The sequence below is a fragment of the Streptomyces sp. NPDC005866 genome (assembly GCF_040629895.1).
GTDB lineage: Bacteria > Actinomycetota > Actinomycetes > Streptomycetales > Streptomycetaceae > Streptomyces.
Window position 1 is genome coordinate 100,361 of sequence record NZ_JBEXWP010000027.1, and the last position, 26,704, is coordinate 127,064.

The 26,704-nt window shown below is 70.5% G+C and carries 22 protein-coding genes and 2 pseudogenes; 12 read left to right on the forward strand and 12 right to left on the reverse strand.

The genetic code is table 11. The annotated features are described in order from the left end of the window. Positions 1-101 precede the first annotated feature (101 nt). From ABZ396_RS32470 to ABZ396_RS32480, 3 genes and pseudogenes are all read left to right on the forward strand, one after another. Positions 102-1,736 carry an amidohydrolase gene (locus ABZ396_RS32470; protein WP_358918388.1) on the forward strand — a complete coding sequence of 545 codons (1,635 nt, stop codon included), beginning with the start codon at positions 102-104 and terminating at the stop codon, positions 1,734-1,736. Between the two features lie 849 nt (positions 1,737-2,585). Further along, complete coding sequence (locus ABZ396_RS32475; protein WP_358918386.1) at positions 2,586-3,437, forward strand: formate/nitrite transporter family protein; 852 nt, start codon at positions 2,586-2,588, stop codon at positions 3,435-3,437. Between the two features lie 93 nt (positions 3,438-3,530). Beyond that, positions 3,531-3,798: pseudogene (locus ABZ396_RS32480) on the forward strand (hypothetical protein); the annotation flags it as partial. Positions 3,799-4,070: 272 nt separating this feature from the next. Here ABZ396_RS32480 and ABZ396_RS32485 read toward each other — a convergent pair. The 4 genes from ABZ396_RS32485 to ABZ396_RS32500 all read right to left on the reverse strand — a co-directional run bounded on the left by ABZ396_RS32485 (position 4,071) and on the right by ABZ396_RS32500 (position 8,243). Then, positions 4,071-4,922 carry an aminoglycoside phosphotransferase family protein gene (locus tag ABZ396_RS32485; RefSeq protein WP_358918384.1) on the reverse strand — a complete coding sequence of 284 codons (852 nt, stop codon included), beginning with the start codon at positions 4,920-4,922 and terminating at the stop codon, positions 4,071-4,073. A 157-nt stretch (positions 4,923-5,079) separates the two neighbouring features. Then, positions 5,080-6,129: a LacI family DNA-binding transcriptional regulator gene (locus tag ABZ396_RS32490; protein ID WP_358918382.1), complete on the reverse strand. Its 1,050-nt coding sequence runs from the start codon at positions 6,127-6,129 to the stop codon at positions 5,080-5,082. Between the two features lie 918 nt (positions 6,130-7,047). Beyond that, the gene (locus ABZ396_RS32495) at positions 7,048-8,013 is read right to left on the reverse strand and encodes a pirin family protein (protein ID WP_358918380.1); all 966 of its coding nucleotides are present in this window, start codon (positions 8,011-8,013) and stop codon (positions 7,048-7,050) included. A gap of 41 nt (positions 8,014-8,054) precedes the next feature. Further along, the gene (locus ABZ396_RS32500; RefSeq protein WP_358918378.1) at positions 8,055-8,243 is read right to left on the reverse strand and encodes a hypothetical protein; all 189 of its coding nucleotides are present in this window, start codon (positions 8,241-8,243) and stop codon (positions 8,055-8,057) included. A 545-nt stretch (positions 8,244-8,788) separates the two neighbouring features. Here ABZ396_RS32500 and ABZ396_RS32505 point away from each other — a divergent pair. Both ABZ396_RS32505 and ABZ396_RS32510 read left to right on the forward strand, forming a co-directional pair. After that, positions 8,789-11,077, forward strand: a complete 2,289-nt coding sequence (locus ABZ396_RS32505) for an MFS transporter (protein WP_358918376.1) — start codon at positions 8,789-8,791, stop codon at positions 11,075-11,077. 340 nt (positions 11,078-11,417) lie between these two features. Then, a complete protein-coding gene (locus ABZ396_RS32510; RefSeq protein ID WP_358918375.1) occupies positions 11,418-11,783 on the forward strand; it encodes a cupin domain-containing protein in 366 nt (121 codons plus the stop codon). A 109-nt stretch (positions 11,784-11,892) separates the two neighbouring features. On the opposite strand, the gene ABZ396_RS32515 is transcribed toward ABZ396_RS32510, so the two are convergent. Then, the gene (locus ABZ396_RS32515) at positions 11,893-13,251 is read right to left on the reverse strand and encodes a VWA domain-containing protein (RefSeq protein ID WP_358918374.1); all 1,359 of its coding nucleotides are present in this window, start codon (positions 13,249-13,251) and stop codon (positions 11,893-11,895) included. Next, entirely contained in the window at positions 13,248-14,105 is an 858-nt protein-coding gene (locus ABZ396_RS32520) for a MoxR family ATPase (protein ID WP_358918372.1), read from the reverse strand. The genes ABZ396_RS32515 and ABZ396_RS32520 overlap by 4 nt, the downstream gene beginning before the upstream one ends. Positions 14,106-14,245: 140 nt before the next feature. Here ABZ396_RS32520 and ABZ396_RS32525 point away from each other — a divergent pair, with 140 nt between their 5' ends. From ABZ396_RS32525 to ABZ396_RS32550, 6 genes are all read left to right on the forward strand, one after another. Beyond that, positions 14,246-14,818: a TetR/AcrR family transcriptional regulator gene (locus ABZ396_RS32525; RefSeq protein ID WP_358918370.1), complete on the forward strand. Its 573-nt coding sequence runs from the start codon at positions 14,246-14,248 to the stop codon at positions 14,816-14,818. A 763-nt stretch (positions 14,819-15,581) separates the two neighbouring features. Beyond that, positions 15,582-16,262 (forward strand): ABC transporter permease, encoded by a 681-nt coding sequence (locus ABZ396_RS32530; RefSeq protein WP_358918369.1) that lies wholly within the window; start codon positions 15,582-15,584, stop codon positions 16,260-16,262. After that, the gene (locus ABZ396_RS32535; RefSeq protein WP_358918367.1) at positions 16,259-16,930 is read left to right on the forward strand and encodes an ABC transporter permease; all 672 of its coding nucleotides are present in this window, start codon (positions 16,259-16,261) and stop codon (positions 16,928-16,930) included. The genes ABZ396_RS32530 and ABZ396_RS32535 overlap by 4 nt, the downstream gene beginning before the upstream one ends. Continuing rightward, positions 16,927-17,868 (forward strand): ABC transporter substrate-binding protein, encoded by a 942-nt coding sequence (locus ABZ396_RS32540; RefSeq protein WP_358918366.1) that lies wholly within the window; start codon positions 16,927-16,929, stop codon positions 17,866-17,868. The genes ABZ396_RS32535 and ABZ396_RS32540 overlap by 4 nt, the downstream gene beginning before the upstream one ends. 41 nt (positions 17,869-17,909) lie before the next feature. Further along, positions 17,910-18,230, forward strand: coding sequence for a hypothetical protein (locus tag ABZ396_RS32545; RefSeq protein WP_358918365.1), 321 nt, complete (start codon positions 17,910-17,912; stop codon positions 18,228-18,230). Positions 18,231-18,252: 22 nt separating this feature from the next. Further along, the gene (locus tag ABZ396_RS32550; RefSeq protein ID WP_359186530.1) at positions 18,253-18,510 is read left to right on the forward strand and encodes a hypothetical protein; all 258 of its coding nucleotides are present in this window, start codon (positions 18,253-18,255) and stop codon (positions 18,508-18,510) included. A 37-nt stretch (positions 18,511-18,547) separates the two neighbouring features. Here ABZ396_RS32550 and ABZ396_RS32555 read toward each other — a convergent pair whose 3' ends face one another. After that, positions 18,548-19,702 (reverse strand): betaine/proline/choline family ABC transporter ATP-binding protein, encoded by a 1,155-nt coding sequence (locus ABZ396_RS32555; protein WP_358918361.1) that lies wholly within the window; start codon positions 19,700-19,702, stop codon positions 18,548-18,550. A gap of 173 nt (positions 19,703-19,875) precedes the next feature. Here ABZ396_RS32555 and ABZ396_RS32560 point away from each other — a divergent pair. Then, positions 19,876-20,076 (forward strand): annotated as a pseudogene (locus tag ABZ396_RS32560) (hypothetical protein); the annotation flags it as partial. Between the two features lie 57 nt (positions 20,077-20,133). Here the strand turns inward: ABZ396_RS32560 and ABZ396_RS32565 are convergent. The 5 genes from ABZ396_RS32565 to ABZ396_RS32585 form a co-directional block, all read right to left on the reverse strand. After that, positions 20,134-20,793 (reverse strand): LUD domain-containing protein, encoded by a 660-nt coding sequence (locus ABZ396_RS32565; protein ID WP_358918359.1) that lies wholly within the window; start codon positions 20,791-20,793, stop codon positions 20,134-20,136. Further along, positions 20,790-22,268 carry a LutB/LldF family L-lactate oxidation iron-sulfur protein gene (locus ABZ396_RS32570; protein WP_358918358.1) on the reverse strand — a complete coding sequence of 493 codons (1,479 nt, stop codon included), beginning with the start codon at positions 22,266-22,268 and terminating at the stop codon, positions 20,790-20,792. Before ABZ396_RS32570 ends, ABZ396_RS32565 begins: the two co-directional genes overlap by 4 nt. Beyond that, positions 22,265-23,020: a (Fe-S)-binding protein gene (locus ABZ396_RS32575; RefSeq protein WP_358918356.1), complete on the reverse strand. Its 756-nt coding sequence runs from the start codon at positions 23,018-23,020 to the stop codon at positions 22,265-22,267. Before ABZ396_RS32575 ends, ABZ396_RS32570 begins: the two co-directional genes overlap by 4 nt. 71 nt (positions 23,021-23,091) lie before the next feature. Continuing rightward, positions 23,092-24,537 carry a rhamnulokinase family protein gene (locus tag ABZ396_RS32580; protein WP_358918355.1) on the reverse strand — a complete coding sequence of 482 codons (1,446 nt, stop codon included), beginning with the start codon at positions 24,535-24,537 and terminating at the stop codon, positions 23,092-23,094. Further along, positions 24,534-26,573 (reverse strand): bifunctional aldolase/short-chain dehydrogenase, encoded by a 2,040-nt coding sequence (locus ABZ396_RS32585; RefSeq protein ID WP_358918354.1) that lies wholly within the window; start codon positions 26,571-26,573, stop codon positions 24,534-24,536. The genes ABZ396_RS32580 and ABZ396_RS32585 overlap by 4 nt, the downstream gene beginning before the upstream one ends. Positions 26,574-26,704 lie beyond the last annotated feature (131 nt).

The window sequence follows — 26,704 nt, forward strand, 5'->3', positions numbered from 1 at the left end:
CCAGGGCTGGCCGGTACCCGGCCAGCCCTGTTCCGGCCCAGACCCGTGTCCGGCCCAGACCCGTGTCCGGGCGTCGCGATCAACAACAACGAGGTTGTTTCATGAGCACATCACCCGACTCCGCACATGCCGACCAGATCTTCGTCAACGGGCTGGTCTGGCCGGGCGGTGAGCGGCGCCAGGGACAGGAACCGACGGCCCTGGCCGTGCGCGACGGCCGAGTAATGGCGTACGGCAGCGACGCGGAGATCCGCGCGCTGGCCGGCGCCCGCTCGACCACCGTCGACCTGCGCGGCCGCCGCGTGATACCCGGCCTGGTCGACGGCCATATGCACGCCGTGCGCGCCGGCGCGACCTGGGCGAGCGAACTCAAGTGGGCGGATGTTCCCGACGTGGGGACGGCGCTTGCCGCGATCCAGGGCGCTATCGAGACCGCGCGGCCGGGGGAATGGATCCGGGTCGTCGGCGGCTGGCACCCCTGCCAGTTCACCGAAGCACGGGAGCCCACCCGCGCCGAGCTGGACACGGCCGCTCCCGACCACCCGGTATACGTCCAGGCGCTCTACGAGGTCGCGGTGCTCAACTCGGCGGCGCTCCGCGCGACCGGTATCGACGCCACCACCCCAGACCCGGTCGGGGGGCACCTCGAGCGTGACCCTCTGACCGGGGAGCTCACCGGCCGCGTGTTCGGCATGGGCGCGTTCAACCGGATCCTCGGCGCGATTCCCTCTGCCACACCGGACCGCGAACGACACTCCACCGCGGTGATGCTCGCGGACCTGCACGCGCTCGGGCTGACCGGAATCGTCGACGCCGGCGGGTTCGGCATGGGACCGGAACAGTACGAACCACTGTTCGCGCTCTGGCGCGACGGAGATCTCTCGATGAGGATGCGGCTCTTCCTGTCCGCGGGACACTCCGGGCAGGAATACGAGCAGCTGGAGGAGTGGATGCGGCACACTCCACCGCGGTTCGGGCACCCGATGCTGCAGTTCCAGGGCATCGGTGAGGTGGTGCACTACGGCTGCCACGACATGGATGGGCTCGAGGAGTTCTCGATCTCCGACGTTGCCGCGAAGGAGCTGTACCGGATCTCCTACAGGGCCGCCGAACGCGGCTGGCCCATGAACATCCATGCGGTGCTCGACGAGTCGATCGACAGGATCCTGGCCTGTTGGGAAGCGGTCAACGACCGGATTCCGCTGCACGGGCTGCGGTTCTCGCTCTCCCACGCCGACCGCATCAGCCCGGCCAACCTGCGGCGACTCGCCGCACTGGGTGCGGGCGTGGTGCTGGACGACCACCAGGTGTTCAAGGCCGGTGTCTCGGAGGCGGCCTGGGGCGACGGCTCGATGGCCGCGACCCCGCCCATCGCGGACATGATCGCCGCTGGGATTCCCGTGGCGGCCGGGACCGACGCCACCCGCGCCTCCTCCCACAATCCCTGGTTGTCGCTGTGGTGGCTGATCAGCGGGAAATCCGCGGATGGCGTCCAGCGACGTGTCGCCCTTCACCGAATGTCCCGGGAGCGTGCGCTGGAGTGTTACACCTCGGGCAGCGCTTGGCTCAGCTTCGAGGAAGCCAGTCGAGGGCGTCTCTACCCCGGCATGCACGCCGACTTCGCGGTGCTCAGCGAGGACTACTTCGCCGTGCCGGAGGACCGCATTCCGGGAATCCGCTCCGAGCTCACCGTGGTGGGTGGCGAGATCGTCCACACCACCACGACCGTCGCCTGACGACCGTCACGTCGACTGAACCCCAGTGATCTCATACACCGCCCACCGCAAGCACAGTCCACTGCGGGGGATTCGCGGTGCGGCCGGAGGGGCGGCGGGAACGGAGGTGCGGCGGATCCAGCGGTTGGGCTGCAAGGGTGTTTGGGCCGTTGTGGCGGGTGCGGTCATGGCGGGAGAGGAGAACAGGCCGGGTTTGCGCAGCCGAAGCGGTGCGACCGTTCGGCGGGCGCGCGGGCATCACGGCACTGCGTTGGAGGCCGGCGAGATTACGGACGACGACTGGGCATGCTCTTCACCGCGCGCGGGGCTCACAGCCCGTCCTCGACGGCTCCCAGCGAGGCGGCGAGCAGGCACCTCACAATCGCGGGCTCACGGTAGTCTCCGGTCTTCGTCATGCCCGGGCTAACTGCAGCCTGAGCTGCGGCTATTCCGCGAGTACGACACTTTTGACCACCTCTTTGTCAGGCTTGGTTTGTCGGACCGGGCCGGATCGGTCCGCGTTGCGCGCCTGGGCGGGGACCCAGAGGTGGCCGATCGCAGGGGCACACCCTCGTCACGTCTGATGTTTGGGCCGCCGACCGGCAACGCCACCGGACCCGCATCCTGCCACCGACCGGATCGACGGCTCGCGGCGGCCCTGAGCGAATGCCAAACCATCATTTTGCTCAAGATTGGAAATCCCATTGAATGAAATTGAGTCAGGACTGTCAGGTGAATTCGATTGCCGCCGGCCTCTGCAATGTGACGTTGAACTCTTTTTTCTTCTGGGGTATTTCATTCGAACTAGGGTTGAAAAATGTAAGGGCCATCCGTCGAACATCCGGTACATGAGCGCAATGAGGTGACGCAATGCCCATCTCCGTTTCTCAGGCTCTCGCCGAGCAGGGACAGGCGGCCGCCGACAAGGTCGACAGCCTCCGCAGGCCGGGCCGCTATCTGGTCAGCTCGCTGCTGGCCGGTGCGTTCATCGGGGTTGCGGCAGTGCTGCTGCTCACGGTCGCCGGACCGCTGCTGGCCGCCTCGTCGCCGTACACGAAGCTCGTCGAGGGGCTGGTGTTCGGCGTGGCGCTGACCCTGGTGGTCTTCGCCGGCGCGGAACTGACGACGGGCAACATGATGACCACGGTGCAGGGAGTCATCGCCCGGCGCTGCACCGCCGCCAACGCGGTGGCGCTGATCGTCGGTTCGTTCGTGGGTAATCTTTTCGGGTCCGTCCTGTTCGCCTGGCTGGTGCACAGCAGCGGTGTCATCACCTCCGGTGCCACCCCCGGGCATCCTGCCCCGGCGCTCGCCCTGCTGGCGAGCCTGATCAAGGCGAAGTCGGCGGAGTCGGGCGCGGCGCTGTTCTTCCGCGGGGTGCTGTGCAACTTCCTCGTCTGCCTGGGCGTGTGGATGGCGGCGCGGACCAGGTCCGACGGCGCCAAGCTGGTGCTGATCTTCTGGTGCCTGCTGGCGTTCGTCGGCTCGGGCTTCGAGCACGTCGTGGCCAACATGACCTACTACGCGCTCGGCATGTTCGAGCACGTACCGGGTGCCACCGCGGCCGAATTCGCCCGCAACCTGGGGCTGGTGGGGCTGGGCAACCTCGTCGGCGGAGGCCTGCTCGTTGGGGCGGCGTACGGCTTCGTGGGCCGCGGTACGTCGAAGCAACTCGCCGGCGAGCCCACCGAGATCGAGAAGCCGGCGACGGTTTCCGCCTGAACGGCGGAATTCGGGACGGTCGGACATCTGACATCGGCCACCGGCCGATAAAGCACCCGTACGCCTGTGAAAGCAGCAGCAGGGCCACGCTGCATCGGTGCCACCGAAGACCCGGCCGATGACCACCTGACGGTCATACCCCCCAAAGACCTGGGCGGTCGGTCTCCCCGCCGTGACGAACGCGCTGCGCCACTCGCTGCAGCAGACGTCGGCCCGGCGGACCGCCCTTACGCTGCTGAGCATCAGCCAGACCAGCGGCATCGACTGCTCGGGCTGCGCATGGCCGGAGCCCGACGCACAGCACAGGCACCGGCAGGATTATTGCGAGAACGGCGCCAAGCACATCAATGACGGCGCGACCTGCGGCGCTGACCAGGGCCGGCACCGCTGAAGGCGCTGCTACTGGGCGGCCCGCTGGCCCAGCCCACGACACCTGGTCTGTGCCGGCGGCGCTGGCGGACCGTGCTACTCCGGGGCGCCGGGTCGGTGACCTATGCGGAAGCGGGCGCGATCGGGCGCGTGGCGCAAGCTCGACCACCTGCTGGCAGATCCGGCCTCACGGACGCCGTATGAGCCTGGCGAACTGGTGTAGTGCGACCTGTGGTTCCCGCCTGCGGAGATCCCGGTCCGCGATCAGCCATGGGTATCCAGGCCGTTGCGATCGAGTGCTGCGCGGATCTGGCTGAGCCACTCTGCGCCCAGCTGGCGCCCGTTTGGGAGTTGGTCGTCCGGATCCCAGCGCCACGTTGTGATCATCGCCAGCACGAGGATCCGGCACTCGCGCAGCAAGTCCTGGTCGACACCTGGATAGTGCTCGCTGACTTCTTCGGGTGCGTGGGCGAGGTCGAATTCGACGGGCCCACGGCAACACGTCTCAAGGTCTATGAACAGCAGCCCGTTCTTCGTGGTGAGCACGTTGCCCGGGTGCGGTTCGCCGTGCAGCAGTTGCTCGGCGCTGCCGCGCTCGCCGATCGCTCGTCTCAGGCTTCGTAGCGTGTGGGCGAGCAGCTTTCGGTCCGCGTCGGCGAGCGCCGGAGTGTGGTCGCGGTTCGCCACGAGTTGTTGGGCCTGCTCGACTCGATTCGTGAAGTGCGGCGTCGGGACATCGAGCTTGCGCATGCCGGCGTGCAGCCGCTGGAGGGCATGGGCGTAGTCGGCTGGTGAGACCTCTCGAGGTGTCACGGGTTCGTGGTAGGTCCATAGCGTGACCACGAAGCCATCACGCTCATAGACGCGTGGCTCCACTCGAGGCTCGAGAGCAGCCACAGGGCACCCGGACCCGGCGAGCCGCTGAGCAAGCTTGACTTCGAACTGTGCGACCTGATGCGCTACCGGTGCCACCCGGGCCAGGACGTCACTAGGCAGCAGCCGCAGGGTGAGCTTGTTCGAGTCATGAAGAACGATCGCGTCGTCGACTGTCAGGCCAAGTGATGAGGCGATCGACCTGGCCGCGGCCACCGCACGCGGGACCTCTGACGCCTGCATCGTCGCCTGGCCCCTCTCCCCTTGAGCGCTGCCACAACTCTCCAAGCGATGCAACCTGCGCACCATACCAAGTCGTCGATAGAGAGTCGCGGTGGCGCGACGGGCAGGGACACGCGACGGGATCGGCGATCTGCCCCTTCGAGTACAGACGGTTCCCTCAGGCGGAATTCCGGACGACCAAACGTGTCGGGGTGACCACGGAGGACAGCGGAGGACTGCCGTCTCGCGACGCGGGCTCGTGCGGTGTCCGTTTGAAAAGCAGCCGTGCCATCAGGCGCCCCATATCCTCGATGTCCTGGTGCACGGTGGTCAGCGGTGGCTCCGTCACCTCGGCGATGGTCGCGAGGTCGTCGAAGCCGACCACCGCGACGTCCTCGGGTACGCGGCGCCCGCGTTCGCGCAGTACGCGCAGGGCACCGGAAGCCATGTGGTCCGAGGCGACGAAGACTGCGTCCAGGTCGGGGCACCGGTCGAGGAGCACGGCCATGGCGTCGGCGCCGCCCTGGAGCGTGAAGTCGCCCTCGGCGACGAGCTGGGGTGGGGTGTCGAGGAGTACGTCCCGGTAGCCATCGAGGCGGTCGATCGCCGAGGCTTGGTTGAGTGGGCCAGTGATGGTTCCGATGCGTCGGCGTCCCAGTGATACGAGGTGCCGGACGGCTTCCCTGGCTCCGCCGCGGTTGTCGGCATCGACGTACGTGTAGCTGTGACTGCGGTGACCGGAGCCGATGGCCGGGCGACCGCCGAAGACGGCGGGCAGGCCCATGTGCTCGACCACGGCGGGCAACGGGTCGTCGGTGCGCAGCGAGAACAGCAGGGCGCCGTCGACGTGGCCGCCGCCCAGGAAGTTTCCGACGCGCGGATAGTCGTCCGGCTCCTCGATGAACAACAGCACAGGCTGCGCTCCTTGTTGCACGAGTTCGTGCCGGATGCCTCGCAGGTGGCAGTCGAAATACGGGTCCACGAAGAGCCGGTTCTGCGGTTCGGTGACAACGACGGCGACGGCATTGTTGCGGCGGGTGACCAGGCTTCGGGCGGCTTGGTTGGGTACGTAGCCGAGTTCGGCTACGGCCTGTCGGATGCGTTCTGCGACCGCGGCCCGCACTCTGGGCTCGCCGTTGATCACACGGGACACCGTGGACTTCGACACCCCTGCCCGGCGCGCTACGTCCTCGAGTGTGGGGCGATGTCCGTTCGACCGTTCCGTCAACACCTTCTCCGATTCGCGCAGTTCCTCGGGCGCTGGACACGTTAGCCGTCGACCGCTGGCATCAGCAGTTCATTCGGCCCGGGCAAGTCCTGTTCGGCCAAACCGACCCGGGTGCTCCGATGCAGCGAAGATCATGCCGTTCTCCGCGCAAGCCTCATGCGTCGACCGGTGCGCGCTCGTCGAAAAGTCCCTACCCGCGCAGGTCGGCCCCGAGCTGCTCGGGGATGTCGGCTAGACACCGCGGCGCTGTCCCGTATTTCTTCGGGGAGCGCGTGCAGGTCGCCGAGGGCGCTGTGGTCCAGGAGCATGCGGCGGCCGGTCGGGCTCACCTCTCTCCACTTACACCCCGACAACCTCGTTTCCGACACACGACTTGACTAGTGAACAGTGCAGCGTCTGCAGCACCAGCAGCCGGTCCTCGGCGCGCAGCGCGGTGAGGTACTGCTTGCCGCGCATGACGAACGTCGCGATCCCGGCCTTGTCCGACTCCTTGCTTTGTAGGGCATGGACGTCACCTGGACATCGAGCAGCACGCTGGGTGCGGCGTTCGGAGCTGTAGGGTCCCTACAATCGCCGGGACTACGTGCTCATCATGGCCTTGAGGCATTGATCAGCGAGTTGAAACGAGCTTCAAGGTCGGTGTCCGTCGTCCGACGCTGTGCCGGCTGACGGCGCCGACGTCGGACTGCGCCAGCCCGTGCGTCCTCGCGCCTCTGACGCACCGTCACAAAAGTCAGCATTGGGTCAGCATTAGTCCTGCCACAGGTGCTCAAACACGCCCACACCCTGGAAACGCGGGGAGGCTCGGAATCGTCCGGACGGCCTCGTCAACGGCTGCCCGCCTCAATGATCAACACCATGAGGCGGGCAGCCTGGCGGTCCTGGGCCGCCTTGCTCAGTAGGTCGCGTTCTTGCAGATCAGCGTGCCCGCCCGCGCGGCTTAAGGGGTGTATCCGGCAGTGACGGAGCCCGGAGCGGTGCGCCGTCGTAGCCCTTCACCTCGCCGAAGCGGGTGCTCTTCTCCCAGTCCTCGCGGGCTTGTACGATCTCATCCTGGGACCGGGCGACGAAGTTCCACCACATGATCAGCTCCTCCTCGAACGGCTCGCCGCCCAGGAGCATGATCGCCGCGTCCGACTCGGCGCGCAGCGGGAGTTCGGTGCGGCCGCAGCCGAGGTAGAGCATCGAGCCCGGGAGCACCGGAACGCCGTCGACGTGCACCTCGCCGGACATCGCCAGCACGCCGTACTCGAAGTCCGGCTCCAGTGGCAGGCGCAGATCGGCCCCCTGTGTCAGCGCCAGGTCGGCTCCGACGATCGGGGTGAACGTCGTTCCGGGCGAGGTCGCGCCGTCGAGGCAGCCGAGGATGACGGTCGCGCTGAGGCCGGGCGCGGTGAGCTCAGGCAGGTCGGGGTGGTGCTCGAACCTCGGGTCGGTGTGCCGGTCGGAGTCGGGCAGCGCGACCCACAGCTGGGCGCCGTGCAGATACCGGGCGTGCGACTTGGGGCTCTCCTCGGAGTGGCTGATCGCCCGGCCCGAGGTCATCAGCCCGAGTTCCCTGGGCCGGATGGTCTGCAGGCTGCCGGTCGAGTCACGGTGCAGCACCTCGCCCTGGTGCAGCCAGCTGACCGTCTGCAGCCCGATGTGCGGATGCGGCGGGACCTGCATCCCGGGCTCGTCGGCGATGTCGTCGGGGCCGTAGTGGTCGACGAACGCCCAGGCGCCGATCATGCGGCGGCCGAGGTTCGGCAGCAGCCGGCGCACCTCCGTCGACTCGCCGAGTTTCACGTGGCGGGGGCTCAGCAGCTCGCGGACGGGTTCGGCGACGACGAATCCGCGGCCACCGCACACGCTCGGTACGGGCGCGCGGTCAAGGTTGCTCATGCCGCCCAACTTAGCGGCCGCAGGTTCCGGTTGCCGAGCGGTCAGCCGGTCGAACGGAACTCGTCCCTCCCGTTGTCGAAGACCGGCCGGTAGGTCTCCCATTCGGCTTCCGGCGCGGAGAGGTAGGTGTCGTACTCCCGGCCGCTCTCCCTTCCGCAGCCCAGGTCGATTGCGCGGAAGGTGAACTCCCAGACCGCGGCGGGCTGCCCCCGGAAGGCGGTCCGCTGCATCCGCAGCTTGCGGTAGGCCGGGTAGTTGACCTTGGTGTTGGCCTCAATGGCGGCGAAGTGTGTGATCGGGTTCGCACCGGCCGGTTCGACCGTTCCGATGGTGACGCCGGCCAGACCGGTCGGGTCCTTGTAGGTGACCTCACCGGCAGAGCGGGGCTATCGGGAGAACGGAGGCCGTCGAGGGAGCGGGGGCCGTCGGGGGAGCGAGGGCTGTCACGGGGAGCTGGTGCCGTGGGCGGCGCTTCCTTCGTCACGGCTCCCGACCAGGTGGCCGGCAGTGCCCGTTCCGTCTGCTCGGCCAGGGCCGGTCCGCCGGGTCCTTGGACAGCAGTAGCCGGACGAGCGGCTCCAGCGGGGCGGCCTGTTTTCGGCCTGTTTCATCGGCTCGACGGGGTCGGCGACGATGGCGTACGCCATCTCCATCGGGTCTCGCGCGGAAGCTTCACCTCCGTCGCACAGAATCCGACTGTGCTTGCTTAAGTAAATCAAGTGACTTACATTCTGGAGGGTCGTGCAGACTCGGGTGGCCCTACGGAGGCTCGACCATGTCCCAAGCACAGCCCCAGCCGATAAAGGCCGGGGAGTCCGCCGCGCCGCGGGCCAGCGTCGTCGTCGCGGTGCTGGCCTTCGGCGGGATCGTGGTCTCGCTGATGCAGACCCTGGTGATCCCCATCGTGCCCGAGCTGCCGAAGCTGCTCGACGCCTCCGCGTCCAACGCGGTCTGGGCCGTCACCGCCACCCTGCTCGCGGCCGCCGTCGCCACACCCGTCATGGGGCGGCTCGGCGACATGTACGGCAAGCGGCTGATGCTGCTGACCAGCCTGGTCATGCTTGTCGCCGGCTCGGTCACCGCCGCGCTGAGCGACACCCTCGTGCCGATGATCGTCGGCCGCGCGCTGCAGGGTCTGGCCTCGGGCGTGATCCCGCTCGGCATCAGCATCATGCGCGACGAACTCCCTGCCGAACGGCTCGGCTCCGCCACCGCGCTGATGAGCGCCTCCCTCGGCGTCGGCGGCGCGCTCGGCCTGCCCGCCGCCGCGCTGATCGCCGACCACTTCGACTGGCATGTGCTGTTCTGGACCTCGGCCGCGCTCGGCGTCGTCGCCGCGCTGTTCGTCCTGTTGCTCGTGCCCGAGTCGAAGGTGCGCACCGGCGGCCGCTTCGACCTGCTCGGCGCCCTCGGCATGGCGGCCGGCCTGGTCTGTCTGCTGCTCGGCGTCTCCAAGGGCGCCGACTGGGGCTGGGGCAGCGGCACCACGCTCGGTCTGTTCGGGGCCGCCGTGGTGATCCTGCTCGCCTGGGGCTTCTACGAACTGCGCACCCGGCAACCGCTGGTCGACCTGCGCACCACCGCCCGCCGTCAGGTCCTGGTGACGAACCTCGCCTCGATCGCCTTCGGCTTCTCCATGTTCGCGATGTCCCTGGTGCTTCCGCAGCTCCTGCAGTTGCCCGAGGCGACCGGCTACGGTCTGGGCAAGTCGCTGCTCGACGCGGGCCTGGTGATGGCCCCCACCGGCCTGGTGATGATGGCGATGGCGCCCGTGTCGGCGCTCATCTCCAAGAACCTCGGCCCGAAGGTCACCCTGATGTGCGGCGCGGTGATCGTGGCCGCCGGGTACGGGCTCAACATCGTGCTCATGGACGCCGTCTGGCAGCTCGTCCTGGTCTCCTGCATCGTCGGCGCCGGTATCGGCTTCGCCTACGGTGCGATGCCCGCGCTCATCATGGGCGCCGTCGACCCGCACGAGACGGCCGCCGCGAACAGCCTCAACACCCTGATGCGGTCGATCGGTACGTCGACCGCGAGCGCGGTCGCCGGGGTGATCCTGGCCCAGATGACCACCGTCTTCGGCACCGCCACCGTGCCCTCCGAGAACGGCTTCAAGGTGGTCATGGCCGTCGGCTCCGGCGCGGCGGTCCTCGCGCTGCTGGTGGCCGCGTTCATCCCGCGCCGGAAGCCGGTCGCGGCGGTGGCCGGGGCGGCGGTGGCCGGGACCGAGGCGGCGCGCGAACCGGCGTCCGAGGCACCGGTGGGCGCGAAAGGAACTCCGGTGACCGTCTCCCTCACCGACGACGGTGTCCAGGTGCGCGGACGGGTGCGCGGCGCCGACGGAACCGGCGTCGGCTGGGCGGCCGTCACCCTGATCTCCCTCGGCGGCCGCCAGCTCGGCCGCGCGGTCGCGGACGCCGAGGGCCACTACGCCGTGACGGCGCCCGGGGAGGGGACGTACGTCCTCATAGCCTCCGCCGACGGCTGCCAGCCGCAGGCCACCACCCTGGTCGTGGGCACCGGACCGGTCGCGTACGACGTGCTGCTCAGCGGCACCAGCGGCCTGGCCGGACTGGTTCGGGCCGCCGACAGCGGGGCGCCGGTCGCCGGGGCCGTGGTGGTCGTCACCGACGTGCGCGGGGACGTGCTCACCACCCAGCAGACCGACGGGCTCGGTGAGTTCACGGTCGGCGACCTGGTGCCGGGCACCGTGACACTCGCCGTCAGCTCGCCCAAGCACCGACCGCTCGCCCTGCCCGTCGAGATCGCCGCCACCGGGGTCACCCGCATCGAGGTCGAGCTGCGGCCCGGCGCCCATGTGCGCGGCACGGTACGGGGCACCGGGGGCCCGCTGGGCGACGCCCGGGTCACGCTGGTGGACGGCGCCGGCAATGTCGTCGCCACGACCACCACCGGGGACGACGGCGCGTACGCCTTCTCCGACCTGGACACCGGTCCGTACACGGTCATCGCGACCGGCTACCCGCCGCAAGCCGCCGGGGTGCTCGTCTCCGGCGCCGACATCCACGACCACGACATCGAACTCGCCCATCCTGGGGCGTAGTTCACCGACCGACCGCCCCCGCACCGGCGGGCGGCACCCGGAGCGGCTTGCATGCCAATCTCGTCCGCTACGGCCGCGACGAACTCCCCTACTTGCCAGAGAAGTTGTCTTGCCCTCGCTGGGCGCGCGGCTCGTCCTCGCCTTCCCGGGCATGAACTACGTCTCTCTCCGGTTCGACGGGGGAGAGGCCCTGGGAGAGCCGGTGCCGGTGACCGCCCTGCGGAGCTGACGGCACCCGGCCCCCCTTGGCGAAGATCATCCACCGCAGGGTGATCGCGTACCGAATGGCGCTCCTGACTTGACGGGAAGACGATGGAGTGGTGGAAGGGAGGACACTGTCATGCTGGAGATCAAAACGGTCGACAAGCCCGACGAGCGGCGTGACTTCCCGCGCGGCCACCTGGAGGCCGTGCACATGACCGGTCTCGACTTCGCCGTCGCAACCTTCGAGCCGGGCTGGCGCTGGACGGAGTCGGTGGGACCGATCGCGGGCACCGAGAGCTGCATGGTCCACCACAACGGCTTCGTGGTTCAGGGCAGGATGCACCTGGTCATGGACGACGGCGGCGAGGGCGAGGCCGGCCCGGGCGACGTCTTCGTCTGCCCGCCGGGGCACGACGCCTGGGTCGTGGGCGACGAGCAGGTCGTCCTGTACGACTTCGCCGGCGGCATGGCGACGGACTACGCGAAGGCCAAGGAGAGCTGAGGGCAGCCAACGGGTGCCGTCACCGCGGGTAGGCGACGGCGCCCTCTTCTGTGAAGCGGCCTGGGACCCGGCCGTCTGTGCCCCGGGGTTCTGTGACCCGGCCGCGGTGTCACACCGGCAGCAGCCGCGCGATGAGGGCGCTCAGCTGGCGGGCCGTACGGCACTCGTGCATCTCCGCCAGCTCCGCGTAGTCGGGTGCCGCCGAGTCGCCGGTGCCCCACAAGGAGCGCTGCTCGGGGTTCAACCAGTAGACGCGGCGCGCCTGCCCGGTGATCCGGCGGACGGCGGCGAGGTTCGGGTCGAGGTTGTTGGTGCGGGCGTCACCGAGCACGAACACCGTGCTGCGCGGGCCCACCGCTCCGCCGTACCGTTCCGCGAACTCGCCGAGCGCGACGCCGTAGTCACTGCTGCCGTGCCAGCCGGTGAGCGTGGCCTCGGCGCGGATCCGGGCGCCGAGCCCCTCCGGGTCGGCCCGGCCGTGCTCCAGAAGGCCGGTCACCTCGTCGATCCGGTTGACGAAGGCGAACACCCGGACCTTGCTGAACTGGTCGTGCAGCGCCTGCACCAGCAGCATCGTGAAGTCCGAGAACCCCGAAACCGAACCCGACACATCGCACAGCAGCACCAGCTCGGGCCGGGCCGGCCGGCGCCGGCGCAGCACCGGCCGCATCGGCACCCCGCCCGTGGACAGCGAGCCGCGCAGGGTGCGGCGCAGGTCGATGGCGCCCCGAGCGGCCCGGCGGCGGCGCGCGGCCAGCCGGGTCGCCAGCTTGCGGGCCAGCGGCTGAACGGCCCTGCGCAGTTCGGCGAGTTGATCCCGTCCGGCGAACAGGAAGTCCACCCGGTCGGCGCTTGGCGCCACCGCCCGCCGGGCGATCTCGTCCCGCCCTCGCAACTCGGCCACCCGGCGCCGGGCCTCCGCCGCGACCATGCCCCGGAACGCCTCGATCCGCCGCCGGATCTCGTCGTCGAGCAGCCGGTCCGCGAACCCCGGGTCCGTGCCCCGCCCCCGGACATCCGCCCGCACCCGCGCAAGCAGCGTCTGCGGCCGCAGCCGGTCGAGTGTCTGGTACGACGACCAGCCGTCCGAGCCCGGCGAACTCCCGTATCCGCCCATGCCGTCCACCGCCTGCGCCGCCAACTGCCGCAGCAGCGCGGTGTCGTCGTCGGCCAGCGCGACCGCAAGCCGCTCCCGCAACTCGTCCCGGCCGGCGGACTCGGCACCGGGCCCGCCCACCCCGCGCGGAAAGTAGAGGTCGAAGACCTGGTCGAACACGGCCCGTTGCCCCGGGCCGTGCAGCAGGGTCGCGGCCAGCCCTTCGCGCAGCAGCTCCCGGTCCGCCAGGCCCAGCGCCGCCACCGCCCGTCCCGCGTCCACGGTCTCCCCGGTGCCGACCCGCACCCCGTGCGCCCGCAGCGCCCCCACCAGCCCCGTAAGCCGGTCGGCGAGGTCGGCCCGAGGGCTCACAGGGCGTCCAGGTCCAGCTTGGCGGCCGCCTTCTGGATGTCGTCCTGATGCTTGAGGATCACGCCCAGGGAGTCCCGTACGACCTGCTCGTCGAGCGTGTCGGCGCCCAGCGCCAGCAGGGTGCGCGCCCAGTCGATCGTCTCGGCCACCGACGGCACCTTGCGCAGGTCCATCGCCCGCAACGCCCCGACCACCCGGACGACGGACTCGGTGAGCGCCTCGGTGAGCCCCGGCACCTTCAGCCGTACGATCCGGCGTTCCAGCTCCTCTTCAGGGAAGCCGATGTGCAGGAACAGACAGCGGCGGCGCAGCGCCTCGGACAGTTCACGGCTCGCGTTCGAGGTGAGCACTACGAAGGGACGGCGGGTGGCGGTGACCGTGCCCAGCTCGGGGACGGTCACCTGGAAGTCGCTGAGCACCTCCAGGAGCAGGCCCTCCACCTCGACATCGGCCTTGTCGGTCTCGTCGATCAGCAGCACCTTCGGGTCGTCGCCCCGGATCGCGGTGAGCAGGGGGCGGGGGAGCAGGAACTCCTCGCTGAAGATGTCGGTGCGGGCCTCGTCCCATGTCTCGTCCCGGCCGGCGCTGATGCGCAGCAGCTGCTTGGCGTGGTTCCACTCGTACAGTGCCCGGGACTCGTCCACGCCCTCGTAGCACTGCAGCCGCACCAGCCGGGCCCCGGCGACATCGGCCACGGCCTTCGCCAGCTCGGTCTTGCCGACCCCGGCGGGGCCCTCGACGAGGAGCGGTTTGCCCAGCCGGTCGGCCAGGAAGACGGTGGTGGCGACGGCGGGGGAGGCGAGATAGCCGGTCTCCGCGAGGCGGGCGGAGACGTCCTCGACGGAAGTGAACAACGGGGCCTCCGGCTGATCAGGGTCGTGGAACACGCACATGGAGCGGATCCGGAGTCCTATCTAAGCGCTTGTTCACCTCGCCTGCCACCCTGTATACCGATCGGTTTCCCAAGTGGCTTCCGCGCGGTAACCTCGGGTCTATGGCCACCACCGACAAGGCGTCCCCCCGCGACCGGCTGCTCGAAGCCGCCGCCCAGCTCTTCTACCGCGACGGTGTCTCCGTCGGCGTCGAGGCGCTGTGCAGGTCGGCCGGGGTGTCGAAGCGCTCGATGTACCAGCTCTTCGACAGCAAGGACGAGATGCTGGCCGCCAGCCTGGAGCGCCGCGGGCCCTGGTACGAGGCCCAGCTCGTGCCCGCCGAGGGCATGCCGGCAACGCCCCGCGAGCGGATCGTGTACGTCTTCGAGCGGCTGGAGAAGAACTCCGTGAACCCCGACTACCACGGCTGCCCGTACCTCGCCGCCCTGGTCGAGCTGAAGGACCCCGAGCACCCGGCGAGCGCGGTCGCCCGTGCGGCCAAGGACCGGCTCGAGGGCTTCTTCCGGGAGCAGGCCGAACAGGGCGGCGCGGCGGATCCGGCCGTCCTCGCCCGGCAGCTGATGCTGATCTTCGACGGCGCCAGCGCCCGCGCCGGCGCCCACATCGAAAGACTGGACGACGGCCTGACCACGGGGACGGCGACCGCGCTGATGGACGCGGGGGGTATGGAGTAGCGCCGCGTGCCCGAGACACCGTCGAGTGACCGCCAACCGCCCGGTCGGGACGCGTCCCTGGGACCGGTAGCTGCGCGAGCCGTGCAGTGGCGTGCTTGGCCCGGGCGTTCCCGTTGCCGGGTCCTGTGTCCGGCGGCGGCATGGAGTAGGGCCGCCTGGCTCGGGCGCTTCCGTAGGGCCGGTCGCTGCGCGGCGGGGGCTGGCGCGCTTGATTCAGGTGTTCCCGTTGTCGGGGGCTGTGTCCCCCCGGGGGCGTGGAGGGGCGCCGCCTGGCTCGGGCGCGTCCGTGGGACCGGGAGCCGCCCGGCGTGGACTGGCGTGCTTGGCCCGGGCGTTCCCGTTGCCGGGTCCTGTGTCCGGCGGCGGCATGGAGTAGGGCCGCCTGGCTCGGGCGCTTCCGTAGGGCCGGTCGCTGCGCGGCGGGGGCTGGCGCGCTTGAATCAGGTGTTCCCGGTTGTCGGGGCCTGTGTGCCGCGGCGGTATGGAGTGGCGCCGCCCGGCTCGGACGCGCCCCGTGGGTCCGGTAGCTGCCCGGCGTGGACTGGCGTGCTCGGCTCAGGCGTTTCCCGTTGTCAGGGCTGAGTCCGACGGCGGTATGGAGTGGCGCCGCATGGCTCGGGCGCGTCCGTGGGGCCGATCGCCGCGCGGCATGGAGTGGCGTGCTCGGCCCAGGTGTCCTGACCGTCCCGGCCTGTCCTCCTCAGCGACCCGGACGGGTCACCACAACGCGCCGAGGTCGTCGGCCGCCCGATGCAATGGACGCGTGACCGCGCCCCCGAACGACTGTCTCGCGCGCAACGAGTGGATCTGCGGTGCCTATCTGAGCAGCCGCCGCCAGATCCTCCTCGACGCGGTCGGCCAGCACCTGCAGCTCACCGCGGTCTCGGTGCTCATCGGCCTCGTCATCGCCGTCCCGCTGGCCGTGCTGGGCCGCCGCTGGCGCTGGGCCGCCGGGCCCGTCCTCGGTGTCACGACGGTTCTCTACACCATCCCGTCCCTGGCGATGTTCTCCCTGCTCCTGCCGGTCTACGGCCTCTCGGCCACCCTCGTCGTCGCCGGCCTGGTGCTCTACTCGCTCACCCTGCTCGTCCGGAACATCCTCGCGGGCCTGCGCGCCGTCCCGGAGGAGACCCGGCAGGCCGCCCGCGGTATGGGCTACGGCCCGATCCGCCTGCTGCTCACCGTCGAACTGCCCCTCGCCCTGCCCGCCGCGATGGCCGGCCTGCGCATCGCCACCGTCTCGGCGGTCTCCCTGGTCACCGTCGGCGCGATCGTCGGCTTCGGCGGGCTCGGCAACCTGATCTACGCCGGCATGAACACCTACTTCAAGGCCCAGGTACTCACCGCCTCCGTGCTGTGTGTGCTGATCGCCGTCGCCGCCGACCTGCTGCTGCTCGGAGTGCAGCGGCTGCTCACCCCGTGGACGCGGGCGGCCCGCCCATGACCACGCTCACCGACGCCTGGGACTGGCTCACCGACTCCGCGCACTGGGCGGGCGACGACGGGATCGGGCACCGGCTGCTCCAGCATCTCGTCCTGACCGTCGTGTGCCTCGTCATCAGCTGCCTGATCGCACTGCCGGTCGCCCTGATCCTCGGCCACCTCGGCAAGGGCGGCGCGCTCGCCGTGAACATCTCCAACGTCGGCCGTGCCGTGCCCACCTTCGCCGTCCTGGTCCTGCTGCTCCTGACCCCGATCGGGAGATGGGGCGAGGGCCCCACGGTGGTGGCCCTGGTGCTGTTCGCGGTACCGCCGCTGCTCACCAACGCCTATGTGGGTATGCGCGAGGTCGACCGGAGCATCGTGCAGGCGGCGCGCGGTATGGGGATGTCCGGGCGACAGGTGCTGTTTCATGTGGAATTGCCCCTTTCGCTCCCTCTGGTGCTCAACGGGGTGCGGATCGCCGCCGTTCAGCTCGTCGCCACCGCCACCATCGCCGCGCTCGCGGGTGGCGGCGGACTTGGCCGGATCATCACCGCCGGATTCAACCTGGCCAGCACGCCCCAGGTGGTCGCCGGGGCGATTCTGGTCGCCGCCTTCGCGCTGATCGTCGAGGGTGTCTTCGAACTCGCCGAGCGACTCGCCCCGGTCTGGGTACGGGGCTCACGGTGAGGTCCCGTACGGCGGTACCTGCCGTGCTGCTGCTCACCCTCACCGCCTGCACCACCGGCCCCTCCCTGGAGAACCGCGGCGAGGTCACCGCACCCCCGGGCGACAGCCGGCATCTGACCATCGGCTCCGCCGGATTCACCGAGAGCGACCTGCTCGCCCAGATGTACGCGCAGCTGCTGAACCAGGCCGGCTACCGGACCTCCCTCATCACCGTCGCCAACCGGGAAATCTACGAACCCGCCCTGGAATCCGGGCAGATCGACGTCGTCCCCGAGTACGCGGCCACCTTCGCGGACTGGCTCAACGCCAAGGCCAACGGCCCCGACGCACCGCCCGTGGGCTCGCCCGACCTCGCCACCACGATGCAGGCGCTGCGCCGCCTCGCCACACCGCGCGGCCTGACGGTCCTGAACCCGGGGCGGGCGGTGGACCAGAACGCCTTCGCGGTCACCGCCGCCTACGCCCGTCGGCACCACCTCAGAACGCTCAGCGACCTCGGTGCCTCGGGGCTGAAGGTGCGGCTCGCGGCGGGCGACGAGTGCGTGCAACGGCCGTACTGCGAGCCGGGGTTGAAGAAGGTCTACGGCATCGACATCACCGGCGTCGACCCCAAGGGCGTCGGGACCACCCAGGCCAAGCGGGCCGTGCAGAACGGGCAGGACCAGATGGTGCTGACCACCACCACGGACGCGACTCTCGACCAGTTCGGTCTGGTCCTGCTCGCCGACGACAAGCACCTGCAGAACGCCGATTACGTCGTCCCGGTCGTCAACCGCGCACGGGCGGGCAGCGAGGGGGTGACGAAGGCGCTGGGCAAGCTCAACGACGTCCTGACGACGGCCGACCTGGCGTCCATGAACCAGCAGGTCGACAGCTGGCGGCGGCTGGCCCAGGACGTGGCCCGGACGTATCTGCGGGACAAGGGTCTGGTGAAGTGACGGCCGGCGTCCGTTGTCAGGCCGGGCGGTACGTTCCGGGTATGGGCATGTATCTGGTGAGTGTCGCCGCGCGGGAGTGGTTCGACGAGGACGAGGAGGAGGGCGGCAAGGGGGCCGTCGCCTCGGCCCTCGACGGGGAGTTGAGACGGCGCGGCCTCGCACCCTACGAGTCGTTGCCCGAGGCGGCCCGTCTCGTACGCGGCTCGGGGCTGTCGTTCGAGGAAAAGCTGGTGCCGTCCACGGACGGGTTCGCCGCGCTGTGCCGGGAACATCTGGCACAGCGGGAGTCGGAGCTGCTGCTGGGCTGGTCGGTGCTGGTGCCGTTCTCCCTTGACGAGGAGATCCGGCCGCCCCTCGAATGAATCCGCCTGCACCGACGAGACGGTGATCGCCGGCGCCCCCCAGGTGCTCGCCCTCACACAGCGGCTGGCGACGGCGATCCGGCTTCCTGCCGACGTGATACCGGAGGCCTGCGACAACCTCGATGTGACGATGTGGTTCCTGGAGGGGCCGGCGAAGGACACGGCCGCCGCCCGCCCCGGCCCCTGGAGCGAGGACCTGGACGCCGCCTTCTACGTCGCGCTGTACCTGCGGGCGGCCCAGCACTCGCTGCGCCGCCGCTGTCCGATGACGTACTGCTGACGAACGCCGGCCGACGGACGCCCTGCCCCTGTGCCGATCACGCGTCGGAGACGGAGTCGAACGGCACCTGACCTCGCGGGATGCCGCGCGCTTCCGCGTCCACCGAGCGGCGCAGCGCCTCGTGGAGCTTGGCAGGGGTCAGTACACCGAGGAAACGCGAGCCGTCGAGGACCGCGACCCACCCCGCGTCGTACTGGAGCATCACGCCGAACGCCTGCTTCAGCGGGGCGCCGACCTGCACCCATGCGGTCATCCGGTGCGCGAGGTCGCCGACCGTGCCGCCCGCCGCCAACTCGTCCCGGCCCACCCAGCCGTGCAGATCGCCGTTCGTGTCCAGGACCACCGCCCACCGGGCGCCCTCCGCCCGCAATCGCGCCGCGGCGCTCTCGGCGGACTCGGCCGGGCGGGCGACCGGCGGCTCCTCCAGGTCGTCCGGTTCGATCTCGGTCACGGACAGCCGCTTCAGCCCGCGGTCAGCGCCCACGAACTCGGCGACGTACGAAGTGGCGGGCGTCCCCAGCACCGCACCCGGCGTGTCGTACTGCTCGATGCGCCCCTGCCCGTAGACCGCGATCCGGTCGCCGAGCCGCACCGCCTCCTCGATGTCATGGGTGACCAGCAGCACCGTCTTGCGCACGGCGGCCTGCATCCTGAGGAACTCGTCCTGCAACTGCTCCCGCACCACCGGGTCGACCGCCCCGAACGGCTCGTCCATCAGCAGCACGGGCGGGTCGGCGGCGAGCGCCCGGGCCACGCCGACCCGCTGCCGCTGGCCGCCGGAGAGCTGGTCCGGGTAGCGCGGGCCGTACGTTCCCGGGTCCAGGCCCACCAGGTCGAGGAGTTCGGCGGCGCGCCCGCGGGCCTTGGCCCGCTTCCAGCCGAGCAGGGCCGGGACGGTCGCGGTGTTGTCGAGGATCGTACGGTGCGGGAACAGGCCCACCTGCTGGATGACATAGCCGATCCGGCGGCGCAGCCGAACGGGGTCGACCTGTGCGATGTCCTCGCCGTCGACGAGGATCCGGCCGGAGGTCGGTTCGATGAGCCGGTTGACCATCATCATCGTCGTGGTCTTGCCGCAGCCGGACGGGCCCACGAGCGTGACGAGTTCACCCTCGGTCACCTCGAAGGAGAGGCCGTCCACGGCGGTCGTGCCGTCCGGATACCGCTTGGTGACCTGCTCGAACCGGATCATTCCCTCACGCTAGCCGCGACCGTTCCGGACTGCCCGCCTCCCTTTTTGAAAAGTTTCAAGTAGATCTCGAATGCGTGGGGTCGCGGGTCGGCTCCTGTCGCCGTTTTCACCGTCGATCGTTCTGAATCGATACAAATCCGACTGGCCGAAGGGATGACGGCATGACGGACGGCATGACGGACGGCACGACTGGCGGAGGACACCGGAACGATCACGAAGGAGTCCGGCGCCGGACCGGCGGCACTCTGGTGACCGGGCTGACGGTCGAGCACCGCGCCGACCCGCTCGGTGTCGACGCCCCGCGCCCACGCTTCGGCCAGCGCACCGCCTCCCCGGCGTGCGGCCGCCGCCGGACGGCGTACCGCATCCGGGTCACCCGCTCCGGCGCACCGGTCTGGCAAAGCGGCCGCGTCCCCGCCCCCTGCCCGGTACTACGAATTGACCTCGACGCTCGGCTGATCGCCGCTGACGAGCACCACCTCCAGGGTGCGCGGACCGTGCACCCCCTCGACCCGGTCCAGCTCGATGTCGCTGGTCGCGGACGGCCCGGAGATCCAGGTCAACGGGCGGGCCGGGGCGAGGCGTTCCATGGCCTGGGGCACGGACGACACCACCTGGTCCGGTACCCGCACCACACAGATGTGATGGTCGGGGACGAGCGTGATACGGCGGCGGCCCTGGTCGGGGCCGCCGTCCAGCACGATCGTCCCGGTCTCGGCGATCGCCACCGCACACCCGGTGACCACACTGCCGACATCGTCGAGCTCGTGTGGTGTGCTCTCGGCGTGATCCGGAATCACCTCGACATCGGTCACCGTGAGCCACTCCGGGTCCAGCCCCGCCGGCACGACCACCGTTCCCGCCCGGCGCTCGGCGACCAACCGGCCGATCAGGGCGGCCAGTTCACCCTCCGCGCACCGATGTACGATCGCCCGGTAGTCGGCCAGGTTCTCGGCGAGCAGCTCCACCGTCTCCGCGACGGTCCGCTCCCCGTGCTCGCGCAGATACGTCCGCTCGACCGGCGCGTCCTCGCCCGGCACATCGGCCAGCGCGCGCCGCACCCGGCCCAGGATCCGGTCCCTGCTGCTCACTTGGCGCCGCCCTCTCCGCCGTTCGTCCGCTGCCACCAGTCACGGAACGGCTCCGCCGGTACGGCGGGCAGGTCCCGTGTCCCGCTCCACGCCCTGCCGGGACCCGGCAGCGTACGAGGGTGGAGGCGGCGGCTGCGGGAGGCGACCCGCTGGCCGGTGCGCAGGGCGGCCGGGTGGGAGAACGCCCAGCGGGCCGCACGCATCGCCGCCCGCTCGGCCGCGTGCCCCCTGGCCGGCTTGAGCACCACCTTGTTGCCGTTCCGGACCGCCTCACCGCCCTCCACGACCCGCTCCCGCAGATGCACCAGCACCTCGGGGATGTCGATGGCGACCGGGCACACCTCGTAGCAGGCCCCGCACAGCGACGAGGCGTACGGCAGTGAGGCGTCGATCTCGCTCGCGGTCCCCCGGAGCTGGGGGCTGAGGATCGCGCCGATCGGGCCCGGGTAGACCGAGCCGTAGGCGTGACCGCCCGCCCGCTCGTACACCGGGCAGACGTTGAGGCAGGCCGAGCAGCGGATGCAGCGCAGCGCCTGGCGGCCGACCTCGTCGGCGAGGGTGTCGGTGCGGCCGTTGTCGAGGAGCACCAGGTGGAAGGTCTGCGGTCCGTCCCCGTCGGTGGTGCCGGTCCACATCGAGGTGTACGGGTTCATGCGCTCGGCGGTCGACGAACGGGGGAGGGTCTGCAGGAAGACCTCCAGGTCCCGCCAGGTCGGCACGATCTTCTCGATGCCGACGACCGAGATCAGCGTCTCGGGGAGGGTGAGGCACATCCGGCCGTTGCCCTCGGACTCGACGACGACCAGGGTGCCCGTCTCGGCGACCATGAAGTTGGCGCCGGAGACACCGACCCTGGCGCGCAGGAACTTCTCGCGGAGGTGGAGCCGGGCCGCCTCGGCGAGTTCGGCCGGGGTGTCGGTGAGGCCCTCGGGCGCGGGGCGTCCCCACTCACCCATCTCGCGCCGGAAGATGTCGCGGATCTCCCCCCGGTTCCGGTGGATCGCCGGGACCAGGATGTGCGAGGGCCGGTCCTTGCCCAACTGCACGATCAGCTCGGCCAGATCGGTCTCGTAAGCCCGGATGCCCTCGGCCTCCAGAGCCTCGTTCAGCCCGATCTCCTGCGTGGCCATCGACTTGACCTTGACGACCTCGGACTCACCGGTCTCCCTGACCAGCCCGGCCACGATCCGGTTGGCCTCGTCGGCGTCGGCTGCCCAGTGGACCGTACCGCCGGCCGCCGTCACCGACTCCTCCAACTGGACGAGATATCGGTCGAGATGACGGAGCGTATGGTCCTTGATCCGTTTGCCGGCCTCCCGCAGCGCGGCCCAGTCGGACAGCTCGGCGACGGCCTTGGCACGCTTGGCGCGGATGGTGTGCGTGGCGTGACGCAAGTTCGCTCGCAGGGTCGGGTCGTTGACAGCCTCGTGCGCGGCCTTCGGAAAGGCCGGCATCCCCAGATACGTTCCGCTCATACGGTCGGCTCCTCCTCCGTGCTCGCCAGGATCTCCGCGATATGCACCGGCCGCATGCCGGTGCCGAGCCGGGTCATGGTGCCGCCGATGTGCATGAGGCAGGAGTTGTCGGCCGCGCACAGCACCTCCGCGCCCGTCGACTCGGCGTTGCGCACCTTGTCGGTCCCCATCGCCGCCGAGACGTCGGCGTTCTTCAGTGCGAACGTCCCCCCGAACCCGCAGCACTCCTCCGCTCCCGGCAGCTCCACCAACTCCAGCCCCTTGACGGCCTGGAGCAGCCGGCGCGGCCGCTCACCGAGCCCCAGGCTGCGCAGCCCGTGACAGGTCGGGTGATAGGTCACCCGGTGCGGGTAGTAGGCCCCCACGTCCGTCACCCCCAGCACGTCCACCAGGAACTCGGTCAGCTCGTAGGTCTTCGGAACCACCGGCGCCAGCGCGTTCGCGAGACCGCTCCCGCGCCCTTCCGCCCTGGCCCGCTCGCCCATCCTGGGATACAGCTCCCGGACCATCGCCCCGCACGACCCGGACGGCGTCACGATCGCCTCGTACTCCCCGAAGACATCGGAGAAATGGCGGGCGAGGGGCTCCGTCTCATGGCGGTACCCGGTGTTGTAGTGGGCCTGCCCGCAGCAGGTCTGGGCCATCGGGAAGTCGACCTCGACGCCCAGCCTGGTCAGGAGTTTCACCACGGCACGGCCCGTGTCCGGATAGAGCGTGTCGTTGACGCAGGTCAGGAACAGGGCGACTCGCATCGCGGCTCCTAGAGGTCGATCATCGGATGAGTGCAGCGTAGTAGGCCGATGCGATCAGCGGGAGACCCGGTTCACCGTCTGGCGAGTCGTGCCTCGGCCGCCGCCCAGCGGGCGGTGTCGCCGCGCGGCGCGTACCGGGTGAGCGGCTGGGTGCGCGTGAGCAGTCGCCGCATGTCGGCGAGGTCGCCGACCTGGCCGTGTGCACGGGCCTGGACCAGCACGTTCCCGAGGGCCGCCGCCTCCGCGGGTCCGGCCACCACAGGCAGCCCGCAGGCGTCGGCGGTGAGCTGGCAGAGCAGCGCGTTACGGGTACCGCCGCCCACCACGAACACCGTGTCCACCGGGTGATCGGCGAGCCGCCGGGCGTCGGTGACTGCCCGCCGGTGGGCGAGCGCCAAAGAGTCGAGAATGCACCGGGTGATCTCGCCAGGAGTCCGCGGCGCCGGCTGCCCGGAGGCCCGGCACGCCTCGGCGATCCGCTCCGGCATCCGGCCGGGGGCCAGGAACGCCGCGTCCCCCGCGTCCACCACCGAGCGCAGCGCCGGCACGGTGGCCGCCGCCCGCAGCAGCCCGCCCAGTTCCGGGTCGCCCCAGGCCCGTAGGCACTCCTGCAGCAGCCACAGCCCCATGATGTTGCGCAGGTAGCGGACCGTGCCGTCCAGTCCCAGCTCGTTGGTGAAGTTTGCGGCCCGGCTCTCCTCGGTCAGTACGGGCGCGGCCAGTTCGAGACCCGCCAGCGACCAGGTGCCGGTGCAGATATAGGCGAACCGCTCACCGGCCGCCGGTACGGCGGCCACCGCCGACGCGGTGTCGTGCGAGCCGACGGCGGTCACCGGCACCGGCCCGGTCAGCCCCGTCTCCTCCAGCACCTCGGGGCGCAGCACCCCGGCGGGATCCCCCGGCCGACGCAGCGGTGCGAACAGCCCGAGGCCGATCCCCAGCCGGTCCGCCACCTCGTACGACCAGTCGCGGGTCCGGGGATCGATGAGCTGGGTGGTGGAGGCATTGGTCAGCTCGGTGCCCTGCTCGCCGGTCAGCCAGTACGACAGCAGGTCGGGGATGAGCAACAGCCGCTCGGCGTGGGCGAACTGGGCACTCGAACGCGCCGCCAGCAACTGGTAGAGGGTGTTGAAGGGCGCGTACTGGAGCCCGGTGCGGGCGTACAGCTCCGCCGCCGGCAGGGTCGCCCATACCTTCTCGGCGACGCCGTCCGTGCGGGCGTCCCGGTAGTGCACCGGGTTGCCGAGCAGTGCCCCGTCGGCGTCCAGCAGCCCGTAGTCCACGGCCCAGCTGTCGAGCCCGACGGAGTCCACCCGCCCCGCCGCCCTGAGGCCCTCCAACACCCCGGCGTACAGGGCGAGTACGTCCCAGCGCAGACCTTCCGGCACCCGCACCGGCCGGTTCGCGAACCGGTGCGCCTCGGCCAGCTCCAGCGAGTCCGGGCCCACCCGGCCGACCATGACCCGCCCACTGGAAGCGCCGAGGTCGACCGCGGCATAGGACCTGGCCGCGGTCATCGCAGGAACGCGGCCGCCACACCCGCGTCGACGGGCACATGCAGCCCGGTGGTGTGGGTGAGCTCCCCACCCGTCAGCGCGAACACGGCGTTCGCCACATGCTCGGGCAGCACCTCACGCTTGAGGATGGTCCGCTGCGCGTAGAACTCGCCCAGCTTCGACTCCTCCACCCCGTACACCGCGGCCCGCTGCGCTCCCCACCCGCCGGCGAAGATCCCGGACCCGCGCACCACACCGTCGGGGTTCACCCCGTTGACCCGGATCCCGTGCCGGCCCAACTCGGCTGCCAGCAGCCGCACCTGATGAGCCTGGTCCGCCTTGGTGGCCGAGTAGGCGATGTTGTTGGGCCCGGCGAACACGGCGTTCTTCGACACCACGTAGACGATGTCTCCCCCCAGCTCCTGGGCGGTCATCACCCGGGCCGCCTCCCGCGACACCAGGAAGGAACCGCGGGCCATGATGTCGTGCTGGAGGTCCCAGTCCTTGGCCGAAGTCTCCAGCAGGGGCTTGGAGACGGAGATGCCCGCGTTGTTGACGACGAGGTCGATCCCGCCGAAGGCCAGTGCGGCGGTCCGGAAGGCGGCGGCGATCCGCTCCTCGTCCGTCACGTCGACGGTGACGGCGACGGCCTTGTCGGACCCGCCGAGTTCCTCCGCGACGGCGGCGGCACTGTCGGCGTTGAGATCGGCGACGACGACACAGGCCCCCTCGGCGGCGAGCCGATGCGCGATCGCCTTCCCGATCCCGCTGCCGGCACCCGTCACCAGCGCCACCCGGGTCGCCAGGGCCTTCGGCTTCGGCATCCGCTGAAGCTTGGCCTCCTCCAGCGCCCAGTACTCGATCCGGAACTTCTCCGACTCCTCGATCGGCGTATAAGCCGACACCGCTTCGGCCCCGCGCATCACATTGATCGCGTTGACATAGAACTCGCCGGCGACCCGGGCCGTCTGCTTGTCCTTCCCGAAGCTGAACATGCCGACGCCGGGCACCAGCACGATCGCCGGGTCGGCGCCGCGCATGGCGGGGGAGTCGGGCAGGGCGTGCCGCCGGTAGTAGGCGGCGTACTCCTCGCGGTACGCGGAATGCAGCTCCTTCAGCCGGGCAATGGCCTCGTCGAGCGGCGCGGCCGGTGGCAGGTCCAGCACGAGCGGCCGTACCTTCGTCCGCAGGAAGTGGTCCGGGCACGACGTCCCCAGCGCCGCGAGCCGCGGATGCTCGGCCCGGGCCAGGAAGTCGAGGACGACGTCCGCGTCGGTGAAGTGCCCGACCTGCGCCCTGTCCTGGGAGGCGAGGGCCCGCACGTACGGCGCGAGCGCTGCGGCCCGCTCCCGCCGGTCGGCCTCGGGCAGCGCGCCGTACCCCTCGACGACGGGCCCGAAGGGCTCCGCCCTGCCTCGGTCGGCGAGGAAGGCCTCGGCGGTGCGGATGATGTACAGCGAGTTCCGCTCGCACTCCTCGGAGGTGTCGCCCCAGGCGGTGATCCCGTGCCCGCCGAGGACGCACCCGACGGCCCGCGGATGGGCGGCCTTGACGGCCGCGATGTCCAGCCCGAGCTGGAATCCGGGCCGCCGCCACGGCACCCACACCACCGAGTCGCCGAAACACTCGGCGGTCAGCTTCTCCCCGTCGGCGGCGCAGGCCAGCGCGATCCCGGAGTCGGGATGCAGATGATCGACGTGCGGGGCGTCCACGAGCCCGTGCATGGCGGTGTCGATGGAGGGAGCGGCGCCGCCCTTGCCGTGCAGGCAGTAGTCGAAGGCGCCGACCATCTCATCCTCGCGTTCGACGCCCGGGTAGACGCCGACGAGCGCCCGGAGCCGGTCGAGCCGCAGCACGGCGAGCCCGGCCCCGGTGAGGGTGCCGAGGTCGCCGCCGGACCCCTTCACCCACATCAGTTCGACATCACCGCCGGTGACCGGGTCGATGGCGGTGCCTTTGGCGGAGGCGTTGCCGCCGGCGTAGTTGGTGTTACGGGGATCGGCGCCGAGCCGACGGGAGCGGGCGAGAAGGGCGCCGGCTTCGGGGTGGATGGTCATCGAGTTTCCTCAGCTTCTGAACGGGCGTGACTTCAATAGGGGTCGCGGGGCTGTGTTTCCTATGCGGCTCCGCCGCGTGGGTGCGATCAACCACACATGGCCCGCACCCCGCGACGAAACAGATCCCGGCA

Coding starts and splice junctions, on each gene's coding strand:
- ABZ396_RS32475 (WP_358918386.1), top strand. CDS start 2,586: ATGCCCATCTCCGTTTCTCAGGCTCTCGCCGAGCAGGGACAGGCGGCC.
- ABZ396_RS32575 (WP_358918356.1), bottom strand. CDS start 23,020: ATGCGAGTCGCCCTGTTCCTGACCTGCGTCAACGACACGCTCTATCCG.
- ABZ396_RS32535 (WP_358918367.1), top strand. CDS start 16,259: ATGACCACGCTCACCGACGCCTGGGACTGGCTCACCGACTCCGCGCAC.
- ABZ396_RS32495 (WP_358918380.1), bottom strand. CDS start 8,013: ATGAGCAACCTTGACCGCGCGCCCGTACCGAGCGTGTGCGGTGGCCGC.
- ABZ396_RS32545 (WP_358918365.1), top strand. CDS start 17,910: ATGGGCATGTATCTGGTGAGTGTCGCCGCGCGGGAGTGGTTCGACGAG.
- ABZ396_RS32555 (WP_358918361.1), bottom strand. CDS start 19,702: ATGATCCGGTTCGAGCAGGTCACCAAGCGGTATCCGGACGGCACGACC.
- ABZ396_RS32470 (WP_358918388.1), top strand. CDS start 102: ATGAGCACATCACCCGACTCCGCACATGCCGACCAGATCTTCGTCAAC.
- ABZ396_RS32500 (WP_358918378.1), bottom strand. CDS start 8,243: ATGCAGCGGACCGCCTTCCGGGGGCAGCCCGCCGCGGTCTGGGAGTTC.
- ABZ396_RS32580 (WP_358918355.1), bottom strand. CDS start 24,537: ATGACCGCGGCCAGGTCCTATGCCGCGGTCGACCTCGGCGCTTCCAGT.
- ABZ396_RS32485 (WP_358918384.1), bottom strand. CDS start 4,922: ATGCAGGCGTCAGAGGTCCCGCGTGCGGTGGCCGCGGCCAGGTCGATC.
- ABZ396_RS32585 (WP_358918354.1), bottom strand. CDS start 26,573: ATGACCATCCACCCCGAAGCCGGCGCCCTTCTCGCCCGCTCCCGTCGG.
- ABZ396_RS32510 (WP_358918375.1), top strand. CDS start 11,418: ATGCTGGAGATCAAAACGGTCGACAAGCCCGACGAGCGGCGTGACTTC.
- ABZ396_RS32525 (WP_358918370.1), top strand. CDS start 14,246: ATGGCCACCACCGACAAGGCGTCCCCCCGCGACCGGCTGCTCGAAGCC.
- ABZ396_RS32505 (WP_358918376.1), top strand. CDS start 8,789: ATGTCCCAAGCACAGCCCCAGCCGATAAAGGCCGGGGAGTCCGCCGCG.
- ABZ396_RS32570 (WP_358918358.1), bottom strand. CDS start 22,268: ATGAGCGGAACGTATCTGGGGATGCCGGCCTTTCCGAAGGCCGCGCAC.